Source organism: Thioalkalivibrio sp. ALE28, assembly GCF_000377425.1.
In the GTDB taxonomy this organism is placed as follows: domain Bacteria; phylum Pseudomonadota; class Gammaproteobacteria; order Ectothiorhodospirales; family Ectothiorhodospiraceae; genus Thioalkalivibrio.
This window is the reverse complement of record NZ_KB898099.1, coordinates 42,828-62,353: the sequence shown is the minus strand read 5'-3', so window position 1 is coordinate 62,353 and position 19,526 is coordinate 42,828. Positions and strand designations below refer to the sequence as shown.

The following is a 19,526-nucleotide window of genomic DNA, read 5'->3' as shown; positions in this document are numbered from 1 at the left end:
CCATGACCACGCCCGGCAGCCTCACACCGGGACTGGCACCCTGGGCCTGCGATCCCGCGCACTCGCGCGGGCGCGCCCAGGCGGAGCCCGCCCCCCGCCACCGCAGCGACTTCCAGCGCGATCGCGATCGCATCGTGCACTCCAGCGCCTTTCGCCGCCTGGAGTACAAGACCCAAGTCTTCATCAGCCACGAGGGCGACCTGTTCCGCAACCGTCTGACCCACTCGCTGGAGGTCGCGCAGATCGGGCGCTCGATCGCGCGCGCCCTGCAACTGAACGAGGACCTGGTCGAAGCCATCGCCCTGGCGCATGACCTCGGCCACACGCCGTTCGGGCACGCCGGGCAGCACGCCCTGAATGCCTGCATGCGCGAGCACGGCGGCTTCGAGCACAACCTGCAGTCCCTGCGCATCGTCGATCTGCTGGAGCGCCACTACGCCGAGTTCGACGGCCTCAACCTGACCTTCGAGACGCGCGAGGGCATCCTCAAGCACTGCTCGCCCGAAAAGGCCCGCCAGCTGGGCGAGGTCGGGGTGCGCTTCCTGCAGAAGGAACAGCCGAGCCTGGAGGCCCAGCTCGCCAACGTGGCCGACGAGATCGCCTACAACAATCACGACGTCGACGACGGCCTTCGCTCCGGCCTGCTCACCATGGACCGCCTCGCCGAGGTCACCCTGTTCCGCGACTGCCGCGAGAAGGTCCAGGCCCGCTATCCGGATCTGGATCCACGGCGAACCCAGCACGAGACCGTGCGCCGCATGATCGACACCCTGGTCAGCGACCTGATCGGGAGCAGCCAGGCGGCCATCGACCGCCACCGCCCGCAGTCCGCCGATGACGTCCGCCGCGCCGGGGAGGCCCTGATCCGCTTCAGCCCGGAGGTGGCCGAGCAGGCGCGTGAACTCAAGGGCTTCCTGCGCGAGAACCTCTACCATCACCATCAGGTCCACGGGGTCATGCACAAGGCACGTCAGCTGATCCACGACCTGTTCGCCGCGTTCGAGTCCGAGCCCCGCCTGATGCCCGAGAACTTTCAGCGCCACGCGGACGCAATCGCCGCGCATGACCCGCACGCCCTGCAACGCGCCATCGCCGACTACATCGCCGGCATGACCGACCGCCACGCCATCCGCGAACACCACCGCCTGTTCGACCTGGGCACGCTGACCTGAGACCGAATCCGATGGCGCTTTCCGAACAATGCCTGGAACAACTCGGCCTGCACGCGCCGCCGTTTGACGACGCCCCCGACGAGACCTTCATCTACAGCGACCCGCTGCTGGACGGCCAGCTGGAATCGGCACGGGCTGCTCTGAACGGCCCCGGGGCGGTCGTCCTGATGACCGGGGAGAACGGCTCCGGACGCAGCCTGCAGCTGATGCGGCTGCTGGCCATGCTGCCCGACCCGTTCGAGCTGATTGCCTTCCGCGCACGGATCAATACCCAGTTCGAATCGGTGGACAACACCATTCGCAACTACCTGCGCTCGCAGAACGCGGACGACCCCGACCGCCCCCTGACCGAACTGCTGGCCGACCGCGTCGCCGACGGCGTCGACCCGGTCATTGCCATGGACGATGCCCACCTGGTGGGGACCGACATCGTCAACAATCTGATGCGGATGCGCAGCGAGGTCCTCGCCAAACACGGCCGCGCCCCGCGCATCATCCTGGTGGGGTCCGGCGGCCTGCTGCGCCGCCGCCTGTACCTGCCCGACCCCTCCGACGAGGATCAGGTCACCCGGGTCAGCCTGCGCGCCTTCAACCTGGAACAGACCGCGGCCTACCTGCGCCATCGCCTGCAGGCGGCGGGCCTGACCGACCCCGACCGCCTGCTGGACGCGGACGCCATTGCCCACCTGCAGACCACCAGCCAGGGCCTGCCGGGCAACCTCAACCGCGAGGCCAACAGCTTCCTCGAACGCCAGTGCCGCAGCGAGCGCCGGGCCAGCGCCGCGGCGACCACCGGCAGCGCCGCGCCCGGCGTGGCCGCAGGGGACGCCGCCGAGGTCGATACCCCCGACCCGGAACCGGACACAGAAGAACCGGCCTTTCACGCCGCTCGCAGGGAGCCCGAGCCGACCCCCGAGCCCGCCCCGGAACCGGAACCGAGCCTCCGGGCGAGCCGCGACGACGAGGACTTCACGCCCGCGGCCGAAGCCCTGTCCACCTCCACCGCCGAGCCTCCCGCCCCGGAGAGCTCCGCGAGCGAGCCGGGCAGCATTGCGGCCGACGACCGTATCCCCGAGCCCCCGGCACCGGAAAACGCCGCGTTCTGGAACCAGCGCTGGTTCGTACCCGCCGTCGCCATCACCATGGCACTGGGGATCGCCGCACCGGTCGCCTGGCAACTGCTGGAGGGCGAGCCCGCGCCCGCCGACAGCGAGATCATCGAGCTACCCCTGCCCGAACCGCGCGTCACCGAGGCCGAGCCCGAACCCAGGCCCGAGCCGGCGCCCGCGCACGATGACGAGATCGCCGTGGCCGACCCGCTGGATCTGCCCCCGCCGGCCGCGGCCGAACCGTCCGCGCCCGGGACCGACTCCCCGGAACCGGCCGCAGAAGCACCCGAACCCGAACCTGAACCCACCGCAGAAGCCGGTGACGCAGAACCCGCTCCGGAGCCGGAGCCAGCACCCGAGCCGGAGCCAACCCCCGAGCCCGCACCGGAACCGGCGCCAGAGCCAGAACCGGAACCCGAGCCGGAACCCGCCGCCGAAGCACCGGCCGTGGACGACGCCGACGCCGCGCGTCTGGCCAGTGACCGCGACTGGCTGAACAACCAGGACGGCAGCGCCACGACCATCCAGCTGCTGGCCGCGCCGAACATGGAGGCCGCACGCGCATACGCGGACCAGCACGATCTGGGTGCCATCCGCTACATCCCGACCCGGGTCAACAACCGCGACTTCGTGGTCATCCTGGCCGGAGTCTTCTCCGACCGGGCGGCCGCCCAGCGCGCCGCCGAGGACCTGCCGGCCGCAGTGCGCAACGACGAGCCCTGGATCCGCTCCATCGGCTCCGTCCAGAACGCCGTCCGCGACTGATCAAGGGCCTTGTTCACCACGAAGCACACGAAGGCACGAAGAAGGTCAACTTCAAGGGCGTTTTGAACCACGGAGTGCACAGAGGACACGGAGAAAATCAGGGTTGAAGGGCAAGGCGCCTTTAAAGCCGCATTCGCCCAAGTTTCACCAATTCCTTTCTTTTCTCTGTGCCCTCCGTGTCCTCTGTGGTGAAAATGCCTTGACCTTCTTCGTGCCTTCGTGTGCTTCGTGGTGAATAGCCTCGCCGGGCTTTACCTGCGCGGGTGTCGTGCCTTCTTGACCGGGCCCGGTTTGCCGGGAGAATGGCGGTTCGCTATATTCCTGCGCCTTTTTTCGTGTTCTTGTTCCCAGGGACGGCCCTGACCCAACGTACCGCGCCCGCGCAAGGCCCTGCGCGCTGCGACCGGAGTTCACCGATGCGACAGAACCAACTGAACGGCACCCTCTACCGCCCCGAATTCGAGCGCGACAACTGCGGCTTCGGCCTCATTGCGCACATGGACGGCGTCGCCAGCCACTGGGTGGTGGACACGGCAATCAAGGCACTGGAACGCATGACCCACCGCGGCGCGATCGCCGCGGACGGCAAGACCGGCGATGGTTGCGGGCTGCTGATGAAGGCCCCCGAGGCCTTCCTGCGCACCCTGGCCTCGGAGTCGAACATCGAGCTGGCCGAGCGCTTCGCCGCCGGTATCGTGTTCATCAACCCGGACCGGATCGCCGAGACGCGTGCCGCCGTGGAGAACGCGATCGAGCGCGGCCCGCTTACGCTTGCCGGCTGGCGCGAGGTCCCGGTCAACCCGGAAGACGCCTGTGGTGCCGAGGCCCTGAAGAGCCAGCCGCACATCCTGCAGGTGTTCATCAACGCCCCGGCCGACATGGACGGCGATGACTTCGAGCGCGCCCTGTTTGTGGTGCGCCGCCGCGCCGAGATCGCGATGGGCGACGACCCGGTGTTCTACGTGCCGAGCCTGTCCGCGCGCGTGGTCTCCTACAAGGGCCTGGTGATGCCGGAAAACCTGCCGGTGTTCTACCGCGACCTGCAGCGCCCGGAGCTGGAGACCGCGATCTGCGTGTTCCACCAGCGCTTCTCCACCAACACCTTCCCGCAGTGGGGCCTGGCGCAGCCGTTCCGCTTCCTCGCCCACAACGGCGAGATCAACACCGTGCAGGGCAACCGCAACTGGGCGGTCGCACGCCAGCACAAGTTCGCCACCGAGAAGCTGCCGGAACTGGCCGAGCTGGAGCCGCTGGTCAACCTGGAGGGCTCCGACTCGCAGAGCCTGGACAACATGCTCGAGGTCCTGCTGGCCGGCGGCATGGACCTGTTCCGCGCGATGCGCCTGCTGGTCCCGCCGGCGTGGCAGAACGTCGCGCACATGGACTCCGACCTGCGCGCCTTCTACGAATACAACTCCATGCACATGGAGCCCTGGGACGGCCCGGCCGGGATCGTGCTGACCGACGGCCGCTACGCCGCCTGCACCCTGGACCGCAACGGCCTGCGCCCGGCGCGCTATGTGATCACCAAGGACCGCCACATCACCCTGGCCTCCGAGATCGGCGTGTACGACTACGCCCCGGAGGACGTGGTCGCCAAGGGCCGCCTGAAGCCCGGGCAGATGCTGGCCGTGGATACCGAATCCGGCGAGCTGCTCCATCCCGAGGACGTCGACCGCATCAACCGCACGCGCCAGCCCTACCGCCAGTGGCTGCGCGCCCACGAGAAGCACCTGAAGAGCCAGCTGGACGACAACCAGCTGTTCTCCGGCGAGCCGATGCCGCCCGAGCGCCTGGAGACCTACGAAAAGCTGTTCGACGTGACCTTCGAGGAGCGCGACCAGATCCTGCGCGTACTGGCCGAGGCCGGTCAGGAGGCCGTGGGCTCGATGGGCGACGACACCCCGTTCGCGGTGCTCTCCCGCCACACCCGCTCGCTGTACGACTACTTCCGCCAGCAGTTCGCCCAGGTCACCAACCCGGCGATCGACCCGCTGCGCGAGAGCATCGTGATGTCGCTGGAGACCTGCTTCGGCCGTGAGCAGAACCTGTTCGAGGAGACTCCGGACCACGCCCACCGCCTGGTATCCGACTCCCCGGTGCTGTCCGAGGCCAAGTTCCGCGAGCTGTGCAACCAGACCGAGGACGCCTTCCGCGTCGAGCGCATGGACCTCAACTACGACGTCCATGCCGGCTCCCTGGAAGACGCCGTGAAGGCCCTGACCGCAAACGCAGTCGAGGCCGTGCGCGGCGGTGCCGTGGTGCTGGTGCTGTCGGACCGCGGCATCGACCCGGAACGCCGCCCGATCCCGGCCGCGCTGGCCGTGGGCGCGGTGCATCACGCGCTGATCCGCGCCAAGCTGCGCACCGACGCGAACATCGTCGCCGAGACCGCCACCGTGCGCGACCCGCACCACTTCGCGGTCCTGCTCGGCTTTGGGGCCACCGCGATCTACCCGTACCTGGCCTACTCCGCGCTGCACGGCATGTGCGAATCCGGCGAGATCCCGAACGCCGACCCGCTGACCCTGGCGCAGAACTACCGCCGCGGCATCAACAAGGGCCTGTTCAAGATCCTGTCGAAGATGGGCATCTCCACCATCGCCAGCTACCGCGGCGCGCAGCTGTTCGAGATCGTCGGCCTGGCCGACGAGGTCGTGGACACCTGCTTCACCGGCACCACCAGCCGCATCAAGGGCACCCGCTTCGCCGATATCGAGGCGGACCTGGAGACGCTGTCCAAGCGCGCCTGGAACCCGCGCAAGAGCGCCGGCCAGGGCGGCCTGCTGAAGTACGTCCACGGTGGCGAGTACCACGCCTACAACCCGGACGTGATCCAGACCCTGCACCGCGCCGTGCAGTCCGGCGACTACGGCGTGTACAAGGAATACGCGGACCTGGTGAACGAACGCCCGGTGACCGTGCTGCGCGACCTGCTGAAGGTCCGCGACGACATCGAGCCGATCGCGCTGGACGAGGTCGAGCCCGAGGCCGAGATCCTGCCGCGCTTCGACTCCGCTGGCATGAGCCTGGGCGCGCTGTCGCCGGAGGCCCACGAGGCCCTGGCCACCGCGATGAACCGCCTAGGCGGGCGCTCCAACTCCGGCGAGGGCGGCGAGGCCGTCTCCCGCTACGGCACCGAGCGCATGTCCAAGATCAAGCAGGTGGCCTCCGGCCGCTTCGGCGTGACCCCGCACTACCTGGTCAACGCCGAGGTGCTGCAGATCAAGGTTGCCCAGGGCGCGAAGCCCGGCGAGGGCGGCCAGCTGCCGGGCCACAAGGTCAACAAGATGATCGCGGAGCTGCGCTACTCGAATCCGGGCGTGGCCCTGATCTCGCCGCCGCCACACCACGACATTTACTCCATCGAGGACCTGGCGCAGCTGATCTTCGACCTCAAGCAGGTCAATCCGGATGCGCTGGTCTCGGTGAAGCTGGTCTCCGAGGCCGGGGTTGGCACGATCGCCGCCGGCGTGGCCAAGGCCTACGCCGACCTGATCACCATCTCCGGTTACGACGGCGGCACCGGCGCCAGCCCGCTGACCTCGGTGAAGTACGCCGGCACCCCGTGGGAGCTGGGCCTGACCGAGACCCACGCGACCCTGCGCGGCAACGACCTGCGCGACAAGGTGCGGCTGCAGACCGACGGCGGCCTGAAGACCGGCCTCGACGTGATCAAGGCGGCGATCCTGGGTGCGGAGAGCTTCGGCTTCGGCACCGGCCCGATGGTCGCGCTGGGCTGCAAGTACCTGCGGATCTGCCACCTGAACAACTGCGCAACGGGTGTCGCCACGCAGGACAAGGTGCTGCGCATGAACCACTTCATCGGCCTGCCCGAGATGGTCATGCACTACTTCCAGTTTGTCGCCCGCGAGACCCGCGAGTGGATGGCGAAGCTGGGCGTGCGCAGCCTGACGGATCTGATCGGCCGTACCGATCTGCTGGAGATCCTGCCGGGCGAGACGCCGAAGCAGCAGCACCTGGACCTGAACGGCCTGCTGGCCAGCGGCGACCTCGCCGACAAGCCACGCTTCTGCAAGGAGCCGAAGAACGAGCCGTTCGACAAGGGCGAGCTGGCCGAGAAGATGGTCGCCGAGATGCTCGAGGCGATCGAGAACAAGGCCGGTGGCGAGTACCGTTTCGACGTTGCCAACACCGACCGCTCGATCGGCGCGCGCCTGTCCGGCGAGATCGCCAAGCGCCACGGCAACCAGGGCATGTCCGATGCCCCGATCACCGTGCGTATGAAGGGCACGGCCGGGCAGAGCTTCGGCGTCTGGAACGCCGGCGGCCTGCACCTGTACCTGGAAGGCGATGCCAACGACTACGTCGGCAAGGGCATGACCGGCGGCAAGCTGGTGATCCGCCCGCCGGAAGGCTCGGGCTTCGCCAGCCAGGACACCACCATCATGGGCAACACCTGCCTGTATGGCGCGACCGGCGGCAAGCTGTTCGCCGCCGGCCAGTGCGGCGAACGCTTCGGGGTGCGCAACTCCGGCGCGATCGCCGTGGTGGAAGGCATCGGCGACCACGGCTGCGAGTACATGACCGGCGGCGTGATGGTGGTGCTGGGCAACACCGGCATCAACTTCGGCGCGGGCATGACCGGCGGCTTCGCGTTCGTGCTGGACCGGGAGAACGACTTCCCGGACCGCATCAACAACGAGCTGATCGACCTGCACCGCCTCGACACCGAGGACATGGAGGCGCACCGCAACTATCTCGAGGAACTCATCACCGAGTTCGTGCACGAGACGGACAGCGCCTGGGGCCGCGAGATCCTGGAACGTTTCGACGACTACCAGGGCTCGTTCTGGCTGGTGAAGCCCAAGGCCTCCGAACTCCGGGGCCTGCTGGCCAACCTGCGCCAGGCCGCCTGACCCGCCACCCGGCGGCACGACGACGCGGGCCCCTCACGGGGCCCGTTTTGTTTTGGCCCGTCTCAGTGCGGAACCGAGGCGTTTGGAGAACCGTCGGGCAAGCCGATACTCCTGCTAGACTCGAGGCCATGGAAACGAGAGCCGAAATTGCGGATATCCGGCGCACGCTGGAACAACATCCGGAACTGGAGCTGGCCATCCTGTTCGGATCGCTGGCTCGCAGCGGCGCACGGTTCGACAGCGACCTCGACCTCGCCGTCAGCGCCGGATCGCCTCTGGATACCCAGGCACGCATCGAGCTGATCGATGCCCTGGCCGCGGCCACCGGGCGTCCGGTGGACCTCGTGGACCTGACTCAGGCGGGCGAACCCCTGCTGGGCGAGATCATGACTCGGGGCATCCGCGTGCTTGGCAGCGACGAGACCCACGCGCGCTACCTGACCCGTCACCTGATCGAGCAGGCCGATTTCCTGCCCTACCGTAATCGCATCCTGGCCGAGCGGAGAGACGCGTGGACCCGCGCGTAGTCGAGCAGAAACTCGAGACCCTACGGTACTGCGTTAACCGGGTCAGCCAGCGTTGCCCCGCCACGGCCGAGGAACTGGCCCGGGACCCGGACACTCAGGACATCATTGCCCTGAACTTGTCGCGCGCCGTGCAGCAATGCGTAGACATCGGGGCACACCTGGTCACCTCGCTCGACCTCCCGCCGCCCAACACCATGGGCGAGACGTTCGACCGCCTCGTCGAAGGCGGCGTGATCGAGCAGACCCTGGCCGAGCGACTCAAGAAGGCGGTCGGCTTCCGCAACATCGCCGTGCACAACTACGAACGCATCAACTGGGACATCACCCACTCGGTCTGCTCCCGGCATCTGGATGATTTTCGGGCCTTCGCACGCGTGGTTTCCGACCGCATCTGACCCACAAGCCGCGGCAGCCGGTATCATCCGGATACCCCCACGGCTCAGGCACCCCAGCAGACCCCCATGGCAGGCCTCATTCCACAGGCATTTATCGACGAGCTGCTCGAGCGCAGCGACATCGTCGAGGTGATCCAGCGCCGCGTGAGCCTGAAGAAGGCCGGGCGCGAGTTCGCCGCCTGCTGTCCGTTCCACGGCGAGAAGACGCCGTCGTTCTATGTCTCGCCGCAAAAACAGTTCTATCACTGCTTCGGCTGCGGGGCGCACGGCACGGCCATCAGCTTCCTGATGGAGTACGAGAACCTGAGCTTCCCCGAGGCGGTGGAGCAGCTGGCCGAACAGGCCGGACTGGAGGTCCCGCGCGAGGCCGGAGGGGACGACAAACGCGAGGCCCACGCCCCGCTGTACGAGGCCCTCAACGCGGCCGCCGACTACTACGTGCAGCAGCTGCGCCAGACGCCGAAGGCAGTCGAATACCTGAAAAACCGTGGCATCGACGGCACCACGGCCCGCGACTACCAGATCGGCTGGGCCCCGCCCTCGGGCCTGCTTGAGGCCCTCAAGCCCCGCTTCACCCCGCAGCAACTGGTGGATGCCGGGCTGGCCGCGCGCCGCGACGACGGCGGCATCCGCGAGCGCTTCCGCGCGCGCATCATGTTCCCGATCCGCGACCGGCGCGGGCGCATTACCGGCTTCGGCGGGCGCCTGATTGAAGACGGCGAGCCGAAGTACCTGAACAGCCCGGAGAGCGAGGTCTTCCACAAGGGACAGACCATCTACGGCCTGTTCGAGGCCCGCAAGGCCGGCACCCGGCTGGATGACATCGTGGTGGTCGAGGGCTACATGGACGTGGTCGGGCTGGCCCGCGCCGGTTTTCGCCGAGCGGTGGCCTGCATGGGCACCGCCCTGACCCGCGCCCACCTGGACAGCCTGTTCCGCCAGGTCTCGCGCATCACCCTGTGCTTCGACGGCGACGCCGCCGGGCGCCGCGCGGCCTGGCGCTCACTGGCCGAGGCCCTGCCCGCGATCCAGGGCCTGCGCGAGGTGCGCGTGTTGTTTCTGCCCGAGGGGGACGACCCCGACAGCCTGGTGCTGCGTGACGGCCTCGCCGGCTGGGAGGAACGGCTGGCCGGTGCCCTGCCCCTGTCCGAGACGCTGGTCCGGCTGCTGCGCGAGGAGCACCCGACCGACACCGCCGAAGGCCGCACCCGCTTCGCCCATGCCGCGATGAAGCTGGTGGCCACCACGCGCGATCCCCTATTCCGCGACCAGCTGGTCGAACGCATCGCCGAGGAGACCCATCTGAGCCACGAGCGCCTGGAACAGGTCTTGTCCGAGCAGCCCCCCGAACCCGCCCGCGCGACGGCCTCGGGTTCGGGGGGCGATCTTCCGGCCAACCCCACCGCCAGCCGGGCACCCGGCGGCGAAAGCCCGCCGGCCCTGTGGGGCGCCCTCCTGGCGCGTGTCCTGCAACACCCGGAACTCGACTGGTCGCAACCGGAAATCCGCCAGCTCGTCGAACTGCCCGGCGTGGCCGCGGCCACCCTGCGCGAGCTCCTCGCCGCCCTGGACGAAAACCCCGAACGGCATACCGCCGGGCTGCTGGAACGCTTCCGCGAGGAACGCCACTTCCAGCGCCTGATGGCCCTGGCCCACCAGGCCCTGGACGACGGCGAGGTGGCCGTCACCCGGCAGACGGCGCTGGACTGCGCCCGCCAGCTCCTGCGCCAGCACTACCGTTCGCGAATTCGTGAACTGACTCGCCCCGGCACCGAACTGGGGACGGAACAACGCGCCGAGCTCGCCCGTCTTACCGAGCAGCTGCAGCGATTCGACCGGCCGCAATAGCCAGCCCGGGCCTTGAAGCGGACGCGATTGCCCGCATTGTTCAGACAGCCGGAGGGCGCCACATGGCGCGCCGCGCAGAGCCTTGACCGCAATCAGCGTCCGGCAACCGGCAATATAAGAATCTTCTGCTACAATACAGGATTGATTTTTCTGCGCCCCAATTTCCTAGAGCCGTCCTGTAGCGGCTCGACCAAGCACCTCGGAGTACGACCGCAATGAATCGTGAAGAGCAGCAATCCCAGCTCAAGGAACTGATTGCCAAGGGCAAGGAGCAGGGATACCTCACGTATACCGAGGTGAACGACCACCTGCCCGACTCGATCATCGACTCCGACCAGGTCGAGGACATCATCGCGATGATCAACGACATGGGCATCGCGGTGCACGAGCAGGCCCCGGACGCCGACAGCCTGCTGCTGTCCGACGGCTCCGTCTCCGCCGACGAGGACGCCGAAGATGCCGTGGCCGCGCTTGCCTCGGCCGATTCCGATTTCGGTCGCACCACCGACCCCGTGCGCATGTACATGCGCGAGATGGGCACGGTCGAGCTGCTGACCCGCGAAGGCGAGATCCGCATTGCCAAGCGCATCGAGGAAGGCCTGATGCAGGTCCTGTTCGCGCTGGCTCACCACCCGGGCGCGATCGAACGACTGATCCACGAGTACGACCAGATTGTCGAAAACAACGGCCGTCTGACCGACCTGGTGGTCTCCTTCATCGACCCGAACGACCACGCCAACGGCGAGGCCGTGGCCCGCGGCCTGGTGACACCGGAACAGGCGCAGAAGGCCCAGGACGAGCAGAAGGCCGCGGCCGCGGCGGCTGCCGAGCAGCAGGCCAGCGCCGAGCTGGATGCCATCGTCGACGAGGTGGAGGACGCCGAGGAAGACGAAGAAGCCGCCGAACCGGTCGACACCGGTCCGGACCCGGAAGAGGCCCGCGAACGCTTCGAGAAGCTGCGCAAGCTGCACGCCAAGGCCCATAAGGCCTTCGAGAAGGGCAACCGCGAGGCCTACGCCGTCGCACGCGAGGCCACGGCCAAGTATTTCATGGAGTTCAAGCTGGTCCCGCGCATGGTCGACCAGCTGACCACGCAGCTGCACGGCAGCATCGACCAGATCCGCCGCCACGAGCGCCGCATCATGGCGCTGGCCGTGGAACAGGCGCAGATGCCGCGCAAGACCTTCATCGACAGCTTCCCCAAGAACGAGACCAACCTCGACTGGATCAAGGAAGCCTGCAAGGCCAAGGGCAAGTACACCACCGCCCTCGCCGAGCACGAGGACGAGATCGTGCGCCTGCAGAAAAAGCTCGCCGAAATCGAGCACGAGGCCAGCCTGAACATCTCCGAGATCAAGGAGATCAACCGCCGCATGTCCATCGGCGAGGCCAAGGCCCGCCGAGCCAAGAAAGAGATGGTCGAGGCCAATCTGCGCCTGGTGATCTCCATCGCCAAGAAGTACACCAACCGCGGCCTGCAGTTCCTCGACCTGATCCAGGAAGGCAACATCGGCCTGATGAAGGCCGTGGACAAGTTCGAATACCGTCGCGGCTACAAGTTCTCGACCTACGCCACCTGGTGGATTCGCCAGGCCATCACCCGCTCCATCGCGGACCAGGCCCGGACCATCCGTATCCCGGTGCACATGATCGAGACCATCAACAAGCTCAACCGCGTCTCCCGCCAGATGCTGCAGGAGATGGGCCGCGAGGCCACGCCGGAAGAGCTGGCCGAGCGCATGGAGATGCCCGAGGACAAGATCCGCAAGGTGCTCAAGATCTCCAAGGAACCGATCTCCATGGAGACCCCGATCGGCGACGACGAAGACTCCCACCTGGGCGACTTCATCGAGGACGAAAAGGTCGCCTCGCCGTCGGACTCCGCCGCGCAGGAAAGCCTCACCGAGGCCACCCGCGAGATCCTCTCCACGCTGACCCCGCGCGAGGCCAAGGTCCTGCGCATGCGCTTCGGCATTGACATGAACACCGACCACACCCTCGAGGAAGTCGGCAAGCAGTTCGACGTCACCCGCGAGCGCATCCGCCAGATCGAGGCTAAGGCCCTGCGCAAGCTGCGCCACCCGACCCGCGCCGAACTGCTGCGCACCTACACCGACGCCGAGTAACCGGCGTCCCGGCCGACCAGCCGGAACCTGCCCTGCCGCTGCGGCGCCATCTCTCCCTTTCCGGGTAGAATGGCGCCGCAGTCGTTTGTACCCTCCCCGCATACGGGCCTGTAGCTCAGTTGGTTAGAGCAGGGGACTCATAATCCCTTGGTCGTCGGTTCGAGTCCGACCGGGCCCACCACATTTTCAGATAGTTACGAAACGTGGCTGCACGCTCCACAAACTTGTAGGTACCATGTAGGCGAGTATTTCGTTTCCTCGGGCGTCCAGTCGGGAATGCCACCCCATGTACAACAGGTTCCACCATGGGCACTATGTGGATTCTGTTGGTGTCGCCCAACTATAGGCTAGACGAACACAGCCCGAGAAAATGCGTCCACTACACTCAATAAGCGCTGAAAACTTTCTGAGCCTGAATGACGTTCAGGTTGAGCTGAGGGATCTCAATGTCCTCGTCGGGCCGAATGCGGCCGGAAAGACCAATCTTCTCAAGGTCATCCAGTTTCTTGGTGACACTGTCCGGACTGACCTGCTTCCCGCGATTGAGAGTCACGGTGGTTTCGAGGCGTTGCGTTTTAGAGGCGCCCGCAGCAAGTCCACATCAAGCAGCAATAGAATAAAGATTGGCATCAAGGCGCAAGTTACCACTTACGCCAGCGCCAACGCGCCTGATGAATACGGGCTAACCTTTTGGCAACGTCGGGTTCGCTCGGCAAAGTCAGGTGATGAAAAACAAATATTAGCTCGCATCGAGAATCTCCAATTTAAGAGGACGCAAGGCCGCGGGCGACGCATCACCGTTCGAGGCGGAAAAGTGACCATCGACGATGGGGCTCGCACGGACTCTGACCAACAAGAACTAGGTCTTGCCTCCCGTTCATCGGGGCTTTCCACACTTCGACGTCTTGGGCGCAACGCAGGCGCGATCCAAGTTGACGAACTTGCCAAGTTATTCGAAACCTTTCGGGTTTTTGAGGTAGATGGTTGGGCAGCACGCCGCCCCTCTCGAGAGACGACCACATCGCGTTTGGAGTCGGACGGCAGCAATGTCGCCGCCTTTCTTTCATGGTTGTCGGTGGCCCATCCAGAGACATTTGGCCTGTTGAAGGATGACCTGAGTACGATAGTCCCCGGGATCATCGACCTTGAGCTTCACCCCATTGGCGGCAGCCAGGAAGGTGTCGAAATCCGGATTGTGGAGGAGTCTCTCACTGGCACGACACCCTTGGGCGCGGCCTCATTTGGGACCGTAAGGGCCATCGCGATTCTGGCTATGCTGCATGACCCGAATCCACCGCTACTGACGTGCGTAGAAGAAATTGACCATGGATTGCACCCGCACGCGCTAGATCGCATCGTAGAGCGCATGCGCGACGCCAAGGAGCGCACGCAGCTTATCGTCGTCACGCATTCTCCGGCGTTAGTAAATCGTCTAGACCCTTCTGAGCTAATCGTCTGCGAGCGCAATCATCTCGGTGAATCGGTGATTCCGGCAATTGATCCCGAGCTCGTCGCAGAAATGAGCGATTCCACAGAGCTTGATCTGGGAGAACTTTGGTTTTCTGGCGCACTTGGTGGTGTTCTTTGAAGCACAGGAAGAAGGATAAAAAGGAGCGAAAGCGACCTCCTGTAATCTTGATATTCGGTGAGGACCAAAACGACACGGAGTCGCTCGCGTGGCTTACGCACGCGCTGCGGAATGACTTGCCACGCCCCCAAACTCGGCGCAAGCCTCAAGTGCTCGTTAGGGGGAGGGAAGAGGCGAAGGCGCGCAAGAACGCCATTGGAATTGCTGAATTCATAAAGGCCGAGCGCTGCGCGCGGGATGTTCTTTTTGTCATAGCTCACGAAGACTGCGACAACGTGGAACCCGCCCATGAAGTGCTTTCCTCTCGAATCGAAAGACTACTTTCTGAGGAAGGAGTAAACGCCATAGCCGCGACCCCTGCCTGGGAACTCGAGGCGTGGTGGTTCTTGTGGCCTGAAGCTGTTCGGTCAGTCAACAGAAAGTGGCGTGATCCGTCACGTTCAGGGTCAAACGTCGGCCTGATTCAACACGCAAAAGAAGAGCTTCGGCGAGCCCTGCGCCCACAGCGTTCTACCACAAGAGACTACCGGGAGAGCGACTCCCGCGAGATAGCGAAGATGGTGTACGAGCTCGGATTGGTAGACGCGCGTGATGCCACTAGCGACTCGTTTGCTCGGTTTTCTGAATCGATTAGAAGCTGGGGAAGATCGTAACCGCATCCATAGCCCAAAGGGTCTACCTTTGGATTTCGCCTCACTGATTAAGGCGGGCCAAGAGGCAAAACCTGACCAAGACAAACGTTCAGGCTGTCTCGGCGGTGATGAGGCCGCGCTGGAGGTCGACGGTGATTCGCTGGCCTTCGATGACCGTGGCGCAGGCCAGCAGGAAGATCTCGACGAACTCGTTGCGCTCCTCCTCCGGCATCTCGGAGGAAGCGCTGGAGGCATTGAAGGTGCCGAACATGGTGTCGTGGGCGCCGGCCGAGTAGAGGATCAGTCGCTGCATGGCGGTCTGGTCGTCCGGCGAGGGCGCAGCGGTATCCAGGACCGGCTCGTCCAGCTTCTGCTTGATGGTGGAATAGAGATGAAACAGATATTCCGCCGCGCTCTGGCGTCCTCGCCGATCCTGCAGGGTGAAATTGGCCGAAACCGCCTGCCCACTGCGGGCGCGCAGCACGATGTGCTTCGGCTCGGGCTGATCGTCAGCGTACGGGTTCAGGATGTGGGCCACGGTCTCTCCAGGCGGAATGGATGAGGCGGGGAGACTACGAGACGCCCTTCGAGATTTCTACGGCGGCCCTGCAAGCCAAGGGGTTATCCATGGTGCTTCAGGGCCGGGTGAGCCTTTGGTCGATCGCGTGTCGGCGCCTGGTACCCGGTTCGTTTTCTTGGTTTCAGAGTCGCCAGCCGTTCGGGTCCCGCCCGCCTTCGCCCGAAGGCACTAGCACTTCGAATAGCCGCAGTCACGGCAGGTCGGGCAGCCGTCGATGATTTCGAGGTGGCCATCGCACTGCGGGCAGGGGGCGGCGGCTGTGGCCACCCGATGCGGGGCTTCCAGGGTGGCGGAGACTTCCGGGGTCCGGTCCCGGTCGCGGTAGTTGGCGACCAGTTCGCGTAGCGGGCGGGGGTGGCCGTCGGGGTCGAGGAAGCCGCGGCGCTGGAGGATGCGTTGCAGGGCGTGGGCGATCGCGGCGACCTCGGAGGGGTGATACAGCGGCTTGCCGTACTCGTTTTCGCCGCAGCGGACCGGGCCGCGGTCCCAGGTGACCTTGCGCAGGTCGCGCAGGGCGCGGGCGGCGTAGCCGCCACGGGCCGCCAGCGACAGGCTGCGCATAGTGGCGGAGATCCACTGGTAGGACTCGGAGTGCTGTCCGGTGGGCAGGAAGAATTCGATCGGGCGTTCGATGGTCACGCGCTCGCCGCTGACCGTGCCGGAGACGGCGACGAAGCTGACCACCAGATAAACCGTCTGCGGCCCGTCCTGGGTCCAGTAGCGCACCTTCTCGGTGACCGACTCGAGTTCGCCCTCGGGGCGCGACGGAATGCGTTTGCCCAGCGGGTGATCGTCGCTGCCGGACGCGCCCTCGCCCTGCGGGGTGTCCGAGCGGCGAAAGGCGATGATGGGCTGGTCGATCCGGTGCATCGTGTCCTCCCCGACGGCGTCAGACGTCGTCGTAGTAGCCCTCGTCCAGCGCGGCGAAGAGGTTGGCGGCGGTGTGGATCTGGCCTTCGTACTCGACCTCTTCGTCGCCACGCAGGGTCAGTTCCCGGCCGTCCGCCAGGGTGAAGGTGTACCAGGTGCTGCGCAGGCGCTCGGGGTCCATCAGCACGCCCATCTCCGCCTGCGGGTTGGGCCGGTAGGTGGTGCAGCCCTTGAGCCCGACGCGCCAGGCCTGCAGGTAGACCTGCTGGAAGTCCTCGAACGGGATATCGCTCGGGACGTTGAGCGTCTTGGAGATGGCCGAGTCCACCCACGGCTGCGCGGCGGCCTGCATGCGGATGTGGGCATCCACACTGACCCGATCCGCGGTGATCGCGTTGGCGGGAAGATCCCCCGGCCCCGCCTCGGCATCGACGCGGGCGCGGTAGGCCAGCAGCTCAAACGAGTAGCAGTCCACGGCCTCGCGGGTGCGCCGCCCGGGGCGACGGATGTTGCGCGTGGTGTGGTGGAGAAAGGTTGGCTCGATGCCGTTGCTCGCGTTGTTGGCGACCGAGAAGCTGATGGTCCCGGTGGGCGCGATGGAGGTCGCGTGGGTAAAGCGCGCGCCCTCCTCGGCCAGCGCCGCGACCAGCGCCGGGTCCTCCTCGGTGATGCGCTGCATGTAGGGGCTGAAGCGGGCATGCAGCTCCCGACCCTTCAGCACGTCGCCGACCTGATAGCCGGCCTCGGCCAGCGCCGGCTGACGCCGGAGCATGTCCGCGGTCAGCGTGAAGTCCTCGTCCATGATCGGCGCCGGGCCCTTCTCGCGCGCGAGCTCCAGTCCGGCGCGCCAGCTCTCCAGCGCCATGCGACGACAGACCTCTGCGGTGAAGTCGGCGGCCGACTCGGATCCGTAGGCCTCCCCCAGCATCGCCAGCGCCGAACCGAGCCCGAGGATGCCCATGCCGTGGCGGCGCTTGCGCAGCATCTCGGCGCGCTGCTCCGGCAGCGGAAGCCCGGAGATGTCCGCGACGTTGTCCAGCATGCGTGTGAACACGCGCACCACCCGCTCGAAGCGTTCCCAGTCGAAGGCAGCATCGGCGGTGAACGACGCGGACACGAACCGGGTCAGGTTCACCGACCCCAGCAGACAGGCCCCGTCCGGCGGCAGCGGCTCCTCGCCGCAGGGGTTGGTGGCGCGGATCACCTCGTCGAACCAGGCGTTGTTCTGGCGGTTGACCTGATCGATCAGGATGACGCCGGGTTCGCCGACGTCATAGGTGCTGCGCATCAGCGTGTCCCACAGCTCGCGGGCGCGCACACAGCGGTAGACACGGCAGGCCACCCGGCCCTGGTCGTCGACGCGGTAGCCGTCCTCGACCACCGGCCAGTCGCGATAGACAAGCTCGGATGTCGCCACCCGGTCCTGCTCGACGGGCAGCAGCGGGAAGGCGAGCGCCCATTCGTCGTCGCGCTCCACGGCCTCCAGAAAGGCATCGCGCACCAGCACGGACAGGTTGAACTGGGTCAGCCGCCCCTTGCAGCGCTTGGCGAGGATGAAACGCTCGATATCCGGATGACCGATGTCCAGCGTTGCCATCTGCGCCCCGCGGCGACCACCGGCCGCGCCGATGGTGCGGCAGGTCTGGTCGAAGATCTGCATGAACGCGACCGGGCCGTTGGTCGGCGCGCCCGCACCCGCGACCAGCGCACCCTTCGGGCGCAGGGTGCTGAAGTCGTAGCCGATCCCGGCCCCGGCCTTGAGCGTCAGGCCGGCGGCGGTATTGGCATCGAGGATGGCCTGCAGCGAGTCCCGGATCGTGCGCGATACGGTGCAGTTGATCAGTGTGGTCTGCGGCTTGTACACCTCGGCCCCGGCATTGGCCAGTATCCGCCCGGCCGGGATGGCGCCATTGTCCAGCGCCCAGCGGAACTCGCGCTCGATCGGCGCGCGCTTCTCCGGCGCCTCGACCGCCGCGAGGGCCAGGGCGACACGGTCGAACATCGCCTCGACCGAGGCATCCACCGGCTCGCCCCGGGCGTCACGCAACTGATAGCGCTCGGCCCAGATCGAAGCCGAAGAGGGCTGCAGGGGCACGTCAGGCGACGTGTCTCGGGGGAGGCGATTGTTGCCCTGCCTTTGCCGGCTCTTGCCCATATTGGCCCGCCGCGTTGCGCTCGACCGAAGGGCGCTGAGGCCCTCTCCCGATCATGGGCGCCGGCGCCGCAGGCTGCAAGAACGCGCCGCGACCGGTTTCAGAAGCGTCAGAAGCGGTCGAGCCCGGCGAGCGGGTTGGCAAGCTCGCGTACGCGCATCCAGGAGGCGATGCTGGCGCGCCAGCGGTGGGTGGGCAGGACCGCGTGCGGCACGGTCTGGCTCAGGAACATCACCAGCGTGCCAGCCGTCGGCTGGATGCGCTGGCATTCGCGGCCGGCATCGTCATAGATCGCGAGCTGGCCGCCGTCCTGCTCGTGCCAGTCGCGGTTCAGATAGAACACCAGCGACAGCCGGCGGCAGTTGCCGGCCTGGAAGGCATCCACATGCCGGGCGTAATGGGTGCCGGGCGGGTACAGGGCAAAGTGCGATTCCGTCTCGAACAGGCCCGGGATCAGCGACCGGCCCACCTCCAGCCGTATCGCATCCAGGCGCTCCATGAACGCCTGCTGGGCCGGGCTGGCACCATCCAGCCAGTGGATCCAGTCACCGCGGGTGGCCCGGTCGCGATGGCGCTCGCCACCCCGACCGATCCGCGCCTGCGCCAGCTGCGCGGCATCACGCAGGGCGTAGATCTCGTCATGCAGCGCATCGACCGTGTCCTCGGGCAGGAAGTCGGGCCAGACCACGGGCTCGCCGGCGGCGAGCCCATACAGCCAGTCGGGAACGGAAGTATCTCCGAATGCTCCCTCCCCGAGCATTGCCGCAGGAACTACAGCCCCGGACACCGCGCTTGGCGGAGTGGTTGTGTCGGGAGCGGGGATCACCAGTTCAGTTTTCAAGCCCTTGTAGCCTCATCCAACATCGCACGGGGATGCGCGA

12 protein-coding genes and 1 tRNA gene are annotated in these 19,526 nt (G+C 66.5%); 9 read left to right on the top strand and 4 right to left on the bottom strand.

Translation table 11 applies throughout. The features are described from left to right. Positions 1 to 2 precede the first annotated feature (2 nt). The 9 genes from D105_RS0108315 to D105_RS14720 all read left to right on the top strand — a co-directional run bounded on the left by D105_RS0108315 (position 3) and on the right by D105_RS14720 (position 14,410). Complete coding sequence (locus tag D105_RS0108315; protein WP_018878123.1) at positions 3 to 1,172, top strand: deoxyguanosinetriphosphate triphosphohydrolase; 1,170 nt, start codon at positions 3 to 5, stop codon at positions 1,170 to 1,172. Between the two features lie 11 nt (positions 1,173 to 1,183). Then, entirely contained in the window at positions 1,184 to 3,046 is a 1,863-nt protein-coding gene (locus tag D105_RS0108310) for an SPOR domain-containing protein (protein ID WP_026280450.1), read from the top strand. A 416-nt stretch (positions 3,047 to 3,462) separates the two neighbouring features. Further along, a complete protein-coding gene (gltB, locus tag D105_RS0108305) occupies positions 3,463 to 7,926 on the top strand; it encodes a glutamate synthase large subunit (RefSeq protein WP_018878122.1) in 4,464 nt (1,487 codons plus the stop codon). Between the two features lie 128 nt (positions 7,927 to 8,054). Beyond that, positions 8,055 to 8,453, top strand: coding sequence for a nucleotidyltransferase family protein (locus D105_RS0108300; protein ID WP_018865577.1), 399 nt, complete (start codon positions 8,055 to 8,057; stop codon positions 8,451 to 8,453). Further along, a complete protein-coding gene (locus tag D105_RS0108295) occupies positions 8,438 to 8,848 on the top strand; it encodes a DUF86 domain-containing protein (RefSeq protein WP_018865576.1) in 411 nt (136 codons plus the stop codon). The genes D105_RS0108300 and D105_RS0108295 overlap by 16 nt, the downstream gene beginning before the upstream one ends. A gap of 66 nt (positions 8,849 to 8,914) precedes the next feature. Further along, positions 8,915 to 10,696: a DNA primase gene (dnaG, locus tag D105_RS0108290; RefSeq protein ID WP_018865575.1), complete on the top strand. Its 1,782-nt coding sequence runs from the start codon at positions 8,915 to 8,917 to the stop codon at positions 10,694 to 10,696. 215 nt (positions 10,697 to 10,911) lie between these two features. Further along, complete coding sequence (gene rpoD, locus D105_RS0108285) at positions 10,912 to 12,822, top strand: RNA polymerase sigma factor RpoD (RefSeq protein WP_018865574.1); 1,911 nt, start codon at positions 10,912 to 10,914, stop codon at positions 12,820 to 12,822. 104 nt (positions 12,823 to 12,926) lie between these two features. After that, positions 12,927 to 13,003 (top strand) — tRNA-Ile (locus tag D105_RS0108280). A 189-nt stretch (positions 13,004 to 13,192) separates the two neighbouring features. Then, on the top strand, positions 13,193 to 14,410 hold the full coding sequence (locus D105_RS14720; protein WP_081619293.1) for an AAA family ATPase: 1,218 nt from the start codon (positions 13,193 to 13,195) through the stop codon (positions 14,408 to 14,410). Between the two features lie 741 nt (positions 14,411 to 15,151). On the opposite strand, the gene D105_RS0108265 is transcribed toward D105_RS14720, so the two are convergent. The 4 genes from D105_RS0108265 to D105_RS0108250 form a co-directional block, all read right to left on the bottom strand. After that, positions 15,152 to 15,580, bottom strand: coding sequence for a hypothetical protein (locus D105_RS0108265; RefSeq protein ID WP_018878119.1), 429 nt, complete (start codon positions 15,578 to 15,580; stop codon positions 15,152 to 15,154). A 210-nt stretch (positions 15,581 to 15,790) separates the two neighbouring features. Next, a complete protein-coding gene (locus D105_RS0108260; RefSeq protein ID WP_018878118.1) occupies positions 15,791 to 16,492 on the bottom strand; it encodes a hypothetical protein in 702 nt (233 codons plus the stop codon). A 19-nt stretch (positions 16,493 to 16,511) separates the two neighbouring features. Continuing rightward, complete coding sequence (locus D105_RS0108255) at positions 16,512 to 18,647, bottom strand: adenosylcobalamin-dependent ribonucleoside-diphosphate reductase (protein WP_038032849.1); 2,136 nt, start codon at positions 18,645 to 18,647, stop codon at positions 16,512 to 16,514. 107 nt (positions 18,648 to 18,754) lie between these two features. Beyond that, complete coding sequence (locus D105_RS0108250; protein ID WP_026280449.1) at positions 18,755 to 19,333, bottom strand: 2OG-Fe(II) oxygenase; 579 nt, start codon at positions 19,331 to 19,333, stop codon at positions 18,755 to 18,757. Positions 19,334 to 19,526 lie beyond the last annotated feature (193 nt).